This window comes from Zhongshania sp. (genome assembly GCF_041584495.1).
In the GTDB taxonomy this organism is placed as follows: Bacteria; Pseudomonadota; Gammaproteobacteria; order Pseudomonadales; family Spongiibacteraceae; genus Spongiibacter.
On sequence record NZ_JBFHDY010000045.1, the window covers coordinates 19,247 to 27,186 of the forward strand.

Consider the following 7,940-nt stretch of genomic DNA (forward strand, 5'->3'; position numbering starts at 1 on the left):
CAAAAATGGTGCAAGCCGCCAATGGTACTGGCCTGTGCCACGCAGCTCAAGGGACAAATCACTGTAAGCCGGCGGAATCTCGAACGAATCCATGTGAACATGGTCTATAACATATGTCTTGGTGGCGTTAAGACCTATAATGCACCGCGTTTTGCCCATGTGAGACAGGAGAAAAGCCAATGCGTTTCCTAGTAATAGTATTTCTGCTTATTTTGGCGCCAATGAGTATTGCCGACCCCTGGCGCACCGACCCAATCACGCCCATGGACGAGCGTTACATGGACAACAGCCGCAAAGAGCTCAACGATCTTGCCCGAATTGAATTGGGCCGCAGCTTTGGCGAAGGCCGCGACAGCGACCTGAGGCTGATGCAAACCCTGCTTGATCGCAAACTGGTTAAAGGTGATCAAACAGCCCTGTTACAGGCCATGGGTATAGTGCTAGGCGATCATCTGCGCAAAGAGCACAATTTAAAGTGGGTGATATATATTGATCGCGTCGGCCGCAGTCGCGCGCTGGAAGTCCCCTTTAAAGACGAGGCCATATTTCCCGTCACCCAAATTTCTAGCCGCGCTGCGGTGGGCGCAGATGTTGACGTTAAAGCGATTTACGAACGCTTAGAGAGCGAAATTATCCGCGCCAAAAAGAAAATAATTGTCCGCTAATAAGCCCTTCAGCGCACACCGAGAAAATAGAGTAAAACGGGGATGCTAACAAAGCTAATCAGCGTGGAGCTAACCACCATCCCCGCCACGGTATCGGGCTCCCGCCGATACTGCATGGCCAGCAAATAATTAAACACCGCTGCCGGCGTTGCCGATTGCAGCAATACCACATTGCGCAACATACCCTCTAGCTCCAAGACGTATACCGTCACCACGCCGCCACCCAAGCCAACCAGCAGCCGCAAACACCCCAAGCCCAGCGACTTTCCGGCCCCCTGCAGACGCAAGCTGCTCAAGGAAACCCCAAGGGTGATTAACATCAAGGGTATCGACATGCCACCCAGTAAACTCAAGCTATTTTGTATCGACAGCGGCAAGGTCCAGTGATTAAAAATCAAAATGCAGGCAAGTGCCCCAGCGTAGATAATCGGCGAGCTGAGCATACCCTTCACCATTGCCTTGCCGCTGAGTACAGCAACGCCAAACGAGAAGTGCGAAATAGTGGTCACCAAAAAAATGCCTAATCCGATCGCCAAACCTTCTTCACCAAAGGCAAACAAACACAACGGAAGCCCCATATTGCCGAAGTTACCAAAGATCAGCGGGATCAAGAAATCGCGCACATTCAGCCGGAACAACACGCACACGGCGGCGGCAAACATGGCGCTAAAGCCCAGCATGCAAAAACTGGCGAGCAAGACCTGCGCCAGTAACTCGGCCGAAATAGCGGTTTTACTAAGCGTACCGACAATCAGCGCTGGCGCGCCAATCCACAGCACAATTCGACGCACAAATTCGTGGTCGAAGGGCTGTTTAAAGCGCACCCAAAACACACCAATGGCAGCACAGAATATTACCGGCAGAACAACCGGTACTAAAGGCGAGACTAAAGACATGGAATTCCGACGAGAGCTGGAGTTTGTGTAACTAAGGAAAATGCATTATCACGGCATCACGCGCAAATTCCAAGGCGCTGCAACGCATCCATTCCTCACCTTACAACGTAAACACTACTAACTCAGATTGCCTAGGTTCTCAAAATGAATGCCGTTAACCCCAAGAAACTGCTCAATAGTAAATGGACCGCCGTTAGCCCGCACAACAAGGACAAACATTTCGTCATTACCGAAGTCGAGTTCGATGAATCCCAAACCCTCTACCACTGCATGATCGAAGCGGTAATGAGCAAACGCAGCTACACTTTACAGTGGCGAGAATTACGCGATGCCAACCAGTGGCTCTGTGGCTGGCAGTAATCCCCACTTTCCAATGCTTAAAATTGGTCTGGACGCAGCATGGCGTCATGACCACCATCAACAAATACGATGGCGCCAGACATGAAACTGGCTTTGTCACTGAGTAAAAAGCACACCACCTCGGCTATTTGAGCTGGCTGACCAATGGCACGAAGGGGTACGCTGTCGCCAAAATCCCTCATAAACTGCCCTAAATCCTTGTCGGCTAGCACTTTGTCGCTCAACGGTGTGTTGACAATACCCGGTGCTACCGCGTTAATCCGTACACCCTGACGGGCATAATCTGGCGCATTGCGACGCAACCAACAGCTCAACGCGTGTTTAGAACCCGCGTAGGCCGTGTGAGCATCTTTACTCGCGATCATCTCGCAGGCCGCCGCTTCGTCATCAGCCAGCAATAATTTCACGTAGTCGTCGTGAGCGGTCATGACGGCAGAGTTAGATGAAATCATCACAACACTGCCCTTGCGCCGCACCAGTAGATCTAAAACCCCTTCCGTAACCGCAACCGCAGCGAAATAATTCACCTGACTAATTAGCGACAGTGGCCGCACCGACGGGCCAAGCCCTGCACAGGGTATAAAGCCGTCTAAGCCCGCTGGAGCGAGCGCGCGGATTCCATCAATGGCTTTTTGCCGCCCCGACGCGTCGGCAAGATCGACACAAACATCGCCCTCGTGCAGATCGACCACAATAACCTCGTGACCCAAAGCCCTAAGCTGCGTTTTTATGGCCGCACCAATTCCGGTGGCGCCACCCGTTAAAGCATAAATTCCCATTATTTTTATTTTCCCTGGATAGCAACACGGCTGCAGCAAGCAGCGGTCGATTAAGGCTCTCAGCTCGTGGCAATAACGTCCTCGGTGCTAATTTGCTTACTGCGCTCATATTTATGCGCAGGGGTGTTCTCCACCTCGCTAAGCGGTGCGGCACTGCGTGAACGCAAACTCTGCTGAGGGTCGGCTGGGCCGTATAAGGTATTGCGCTGAAAAGCTTGTCGGCCCGCCCGTCGAATACGCGCTTCCATCAGCTCGGGCGCGGCCTCCTGACCATGAACAGCACCCGCTGCACGAGTAATGGTTTCATTCATCAAGGTGCCGCCCAGGTCGTTAACACCGGCATTGAGCAATGCTTCGACCCCCTGCTCGCCCATCTTAACCCACGACGCCTGAATATTGTCGATTAAGCCGTTAAACACCAAACGCGCCACGGCGTGCATTAAAATAGCTTCGCGGAAACTCGGACCACGGCGAGCGCGTCCTTTCAAATAAATAGGTGCTTCTGGCGGCACAAAGGGCAGCGGCACAAACTCCGTAAAACCGCCGGTCTTTTCTTGCAAGCTCCGCACCAGCAATAGGTGCCGCGCCCACGACCGATAGTTGTCTACATGGCCATACATAATCGTTGCCGTAGAACGCAACCCAACTTTATGGGCTGCCGCCATGACAGCGAGCCACTGCTCTGTATTGATTTTATCTGGACAAAGAACCGCTCTCACCTCGTCGTCTAAAACCTCTGCAGCCGTGCCTGGCAAAGTGTGTAACCCAGCCTCTTTAAGCTGCCTGAGATACGTCTCTAAATCCAAGCCCAAAGTCTCCGCTCCCTGCCAAACCTCTAAAGGCGAGAACGCGTGAATGTGCATATCTGGCGTAGCGGCGCGCAAGGTGGCAACAATATCTAAATAGGTTTGCCCGGTGTATTCAGGGTGAATCCCACCCTGCATACAAACTTCAGAAGCGCCGCGCTGCCAAGCCTCTTTGGCCCGTCGGGCAATTTCTTCACCGGACAAATCATAGGGACGACCGCGCAAATTTTCGCTCAATTTCCCCTTCGAAAAAGCACAAAACTGGCATTTAAAATAGCAGACATTGGTGTAATTAATATTGCGCGTAACCACATAACTAACGCGATCACCGCAGCGCTGTTCTCGCAAGGTATTCGCGGCGCGGCACACCGCAGCAAAATCACTGCCACGAGCCGTGAAAAGGCGAAGAATATCGCCTTCACTCAGCGCCTCGGCGCGCATTGCCGCCGCAATGATATTTTTTATATCGCCCGAAATGGCCACTGCAGCTGCCTGCTTATTGGCTTCACTGGCGAGCAGAGCCAGATCCACTGCGGGCGCTTCAAAGTCTTGCCCGGCCACCCAGTTATCTTCTTTCGGCAAACCTTGGCCATCGCTATAGTGCAAAACTTTGGTGTGCAGGGCGGGATCAAGCCAGCGCGAGTAGCTCTGTACATAGCGCGGATAAATAGTTAAACGTTCATGCAGGTGCTTGCCCGCCGCCGCCGTTTCTCTCGCAAGGGTTTCTAGGTGCGGCCACGGCGCCTCAGGGTTAACAAAATCGGGCGTTAGAGGCGACACCCCGCCCCAGTCGTTTAAACCCGCTGCAACGAGCTGCTGCAATACGCCCGGACTTAGGTTCGGCGGCGCCTGAACACTCATTTGCGATCCAAAAATAAGCCGCGCAACAGCAATTGTCCACAGCAGTTCATTTAGATCGGGCTCGGGCGCAGTTGCCATTTTGGTATTCGGTTTAGCGCGAAAGTTTTGAACAATCACTTCCTGCAAATGGCCGTAACGGCGGTGTAGCGCGCGCAATGCCAGTAGTGATTCCACCCGCTCCAAACGAGTTTCACCAATACCAATCAAGATACCTGAAGTGAACGGCACCGCCGCGCGCCCCGCCCGTTCAATTGTCGCCAAACGCAATTCGGGGTCTTTGTCAGGGGAGCCGTAATGCGGCATGCCTTTCTCACAAAGGCGGGCCGACGCGGACTCCAGCATAATACCCATGGATGCCGACACCGGGCGCAACATCGCGATTTCTTCATCGCTCATGCAACCGGCATTAATATGGGGAAGTACATTGGTTTCGGCCAGGACTCTGCCGGCGACATGAGCGAGATATTCTAATGTGGTCGAAAAGCCCATTTGCGCCAGCGTTTCCCGCGCCGCACGGTAGCGTAGTTCAGGCTTTTCACCCAGGGTAAACAGCGCTTCTTTGCAGCCCATGCTCTCGGCGACTTTCATTTGCGCTAGCACTTGCTCGACAGGCAAATACGCCTGCTCGATCTTCTTGGGCGTTTTCGCAAAAGTGCAGTAATGGCAAACATCGCGGCACAAATGCGTTAGCGGAATGAACACTTTACGCGAATAACTCACCCCATTAGTAAAGCCGCGATCACGCTGTTGCGCAGCAGCCTGCATTAAGACCGGGCTGTCACCAAGCTCGGCTAGGCGCAAGGCATCTACCTCACTTAATCCCTCAGGCGCCACTTCCGTTAAATAACCCGTCGCTGTCATAAGGTATTCCACTCGGACAATGCCGATTCTGTATGGGCAATCAAGGCACTAACATTGGCTTCCGTATTCATGGTATTAAGCCGCTGCGCGATGCCAGTGTCATGCAAAAATGTCAGGGTATGGGTGGCAACTCCAGTTTCAGGCAGTGCCAACAAACGCAATAAATCCTCGCGTGTATCAATGTCTTGACCGATGCCTGGCAGCTGTAAGACCTGAGTGGGAATCCCTATTCGACGGGCCGCCTCGCAATGCAATGCACAGCTATCAGCACCGTAGGCGAGATTCAGCGGCCGCGCGGGGTCACACACTAAGATATTACTACCGCGCTGATGGCGATCGGTAACGATGCTCAAGCCGGAATTACCCGAAGCAAGCAACTGCTGATGCTCACGAATTACCGTATCGAGTTCGCTGGCGCAGAGTAATGGCAAATCACCATGCACCACCATCACCGTATTTTGCTCACCAACTGCAATAGACTGTATTTTCGCTAACGCAGAACCAACCACTTCACTTAAACCGCGAACTGCAAAACTGCGCTCAGACCAATACTCGACGCGATAATGCTCCGCTAATAACTGCGCGGCGGGGTCATCTGAGACCAGCACCACTCGTTCTAAGCTGGGGTGGACCGACACCACCGTTAACACGTCTTCGACCATCGCATGGAATAAACCGCGCCGCTCTGATACCGTTAGACTACCGGACAAGCGCTGTTTGGCCTGAACAAAATCTTTTAATGGCAGCAGTACCCACATACAATTTTTCACTTTATCGATGATTTTATTTTAATTGCGCAGCGCAATTCCCGCGGAAAAATCCAATACAATCTCGGCCAAACGCATTTTACTGTTCACATCACTCATCATCGTGGGGGCAACACACACGTCAATTCCCAGCGATGCGACCTCGTCGGCGTATTCTGCATCTTGCTCATCCAAAACATAGCCGTCGAGCAGTTCACCGTAATACTGAGCCACCGCCGTCGCTGTAGCTGGCATCGACAACTCTCGCATCATTTTAGCGGCGGGACCTTTTACCGCACGGCCAGCAATTATCGGCGACACGGCGATAACAGGCGCTTTAGTCGAATTTAATAGCGCCCGACAACCAGGAATCGACAGAATAGGATCAACACTCACAAAGGGATTGGACGGACAAATAATTACTGCGGCGAGCTCGTCACCTTGCAGGAGATTAACAATAGCCGGGTGCAGCTGTGCAGTGTCGATGCCCTCAAAGTTCAAGCCACGCACCTCTGGTTCACATTTATCGCGAACAAAATACTCTTGGAACTCGAGCCAGCCCTGATCGGTGTTAACTTTAGTGGCGACTCTATCTTCGCTCATCGGCAATAGACTCTGCGCAATGCCTAAGCCGCAGCACAGTTTCTCCGTTACCTCAGCTAAACTCGAACCGGCCGCCAGCATTTGACTGCGAAAAATATGCGTTGCGACGTCTTGGTCGCCGATTTGAAACCATTCGTCACCGCCAAGGCGGCGCATGGCAATTCCTGTCCGCCAGCTTTCATCCTTTAGCCCCCAACCGCGGGTTTCATCATTGAGGTCGGCTAAGGCATACATGACTGAATCAAGATCTGGGCATATTCGCAGGCCCCAGTAATCAAAATCATCTGCAGTATTTGCAGCAATAGTGAGTTGACTGCCCTTGAGCACGCCAGCGAGTCCACGCGCCAATTTAGCACCGCCCACGCCGCCGGTTAATGCCAGTATTCGGCCCTGAAATTCAGAATCAAGTGAACGATGAGTACTCATTAGCGAAACATGTCCTTATCTCGATCGCGAATTAATGAGGCCGAACCACCATTTGCGGGACGCAATTTAGCGCCCCGAATCAATACCAATGGCATCGCCTCACTGCCCTGTCCCATCAAAAAAGATGCCGCGGCGGCGAGTTCATCGGCAACCGCCACTTCGGTAACTTCGAGGGCACGACCGAAGAGATCCTGCTCACCAATACGATTTTCTAGCGGTTCAAAACCTGCCGTGCCTATGGCAAAGCCGACGCTGCCATTGCGCCAAGCTCGCCCTGCGCTGTCATTAATAATAATATTAAGCTGTGCACCCGTTTTCACAGCCAGTGCCTCACGCAGACACTGGGCGCTGGCATCCGGGTTTTCTGGCAACAGCAGCAAACGAGGGTTGCTGTCATCACTTTGAATATTAGAGCGATCAATACCGGCATTAGCATGAACATAGCCTAACTTATGTTCAACAATAACTACCCCCGGTCGACGACGCAGAACTGCACGCGACTCGCTCAGTAAAACTTCCATATGCCGAGGGTCTTTATCGCACTCAAGCGCTAAGGCATGCGCCTCGGGGCTGGGCTCCACATTGTTTAAAAAGGCGTAGCGCCCCTCAGACTTCGAGACAATTTTTTGAGCAAGCACCAAGACATCGCCGTCTTGCAACGGCAAGTTTGCTTGATCTAGCGCGCTTAGCACCAGCGCGCAAAGATCGTCGCCAGGTTCTACCAGGGGAATACCCGGCACCGGGTGTAATGTCAGAGCGCCTTGCGTCATATTAATCAGCGATCCAGACCGGTCAATTTAATTCCGGCGTGACACTTATACTGCTTATTGATAAAAATGAGCAGCGAGGTCATCGCCTCCACTGCCGCCGCATTGGCGATACTGCCGGCATGAAAGCCACGCAAACCAGCCGCTTCAACCAATTCGATTACTGCCGC

General features: G+C 52.7%; 8 protein-coding genes. 2 read left to right on the forward strand and 6 right to left on the reverse strand.

The genetic code is table 11. The features are described from left to right. The first annotated feature begins 179 nt into the window (after positions 1-179). Positions 180-665, forward strand: coding sequence for a DUF3806 domain-containing protein (locus ABYP33_RS09420; RefSeq protein WP_373090571.1), 486 nt, complete (start codon positions 180-182; stop codon positions 663-665). An 8-nt stretch (positions 666-673) separates the two neighbouring features. On the opposite strand, the gene ABYP33_RS09425 is transcribed toward ABYP33_RS09420, so the two are convergent. Beyond that, complete coding sequence (locus tag ABYP33_RS09425) at positions 674-1,561, reverse strand: AEC family transporter (RefSeq protein WP_373090573.1); 888 nt, start codon at positions 1,559-1,561, stop codon at positions 674-676. 144 nt (positions 1,562-1,705) lie between these two features. On the opposite strand from ABYP33_RS09425, the gene ABYP33_RS09430 reads away from it, so the two are divergent. Further along, the gene (locus ABYP33_RS09430; protein WP_373090574.1) at positions 1,706-1,921 is read left to right on the forward strand and encodes a TIGR02450 family Trp-rich protein; all 216 of its coding nucleotides are present in this window, start codon (positions 1,706-1,708) and stop codon (positions 1,919-1,921) included. A 17-nt stretch (positions 1,922-1,938) separates the two neighbouring features. On the opposite strand, the gene ABYP33_RS09435 is transcribed toward ABYP33_RS09430, so the two are convergent. Genes ABYP33_RS09435 through cofE form a run of 5 tightly spaced genes read right to left on the reverse strand, consistent with a single transcriptional unit; the run spans position 1,939 to position 7,773 of the window. Continuing rightward, positions 1,939-2,700 (reverse strand): SDR family oxidoreductase, encoded by a 762-nt coding sequence (locus tag ABYP33_RS09435; RefSeq protein ID WP_373090575.1) that lies wholly within the window; start codon positions 2,698-2,700, stop codon positions 1,939-1,941. 59 nt (positions 2,701-2,759) lie between these two features. Next, positions 2,760-5,228 (reverse strand): 5-amino-6-(D-ribitylamino)uracil--L-tyrosine 4-hydroxyphenyl transferase CofH, encoded by a 2,469-nt coding sequence (gene cofH, locus ABYP33_RS09440; protein WP_373090576.1) that lies wholly within the window; start codon positions 5,226-5,228, stop codon positions 2,760-2,762. Then, on the reverse strand, positions 5,225-5,986 hold the full coding sequence (cofC, locus tag ABYP33_RS09445; protein WP_373090577.1) for a 2-phospho-L-lactate guanylyltransferase: 762 nt from the start codon (positions 5,984-5,986) through the stop codon (positions 5,225-5,227). Before cofC ends, cofH begins: the two co-directional genes overlap by 4 nt. Before the next feature lie 30 nt (positions 5,987-6,016). Continuing rightward, entirely contained in the window at positions 6,017-7,003 is a 987-nt protein-coding gene (gene cofD, locus ABYP33_RS09450) for a 2-phospho-L-lactate transferase (protein WP_373090578.1), read from the reverse strand. Further along, positions 7,003-7,773, reverse strand: a complete 771-nt coding sequence (gene cofE, locus ABYP33_RS09455; protein WP_373090579.1) for a coenzyme F420-0:L-glutamate ligase — start codon at positions 7,771-7,773, stop codon at positions 7,003-7,005. The genes cofD and cofE overlap by 1 nt, the downstream gene beginning before the upstream one ends. Positions 7,774-7,940 lie beyond the last annotated feature (167 nt).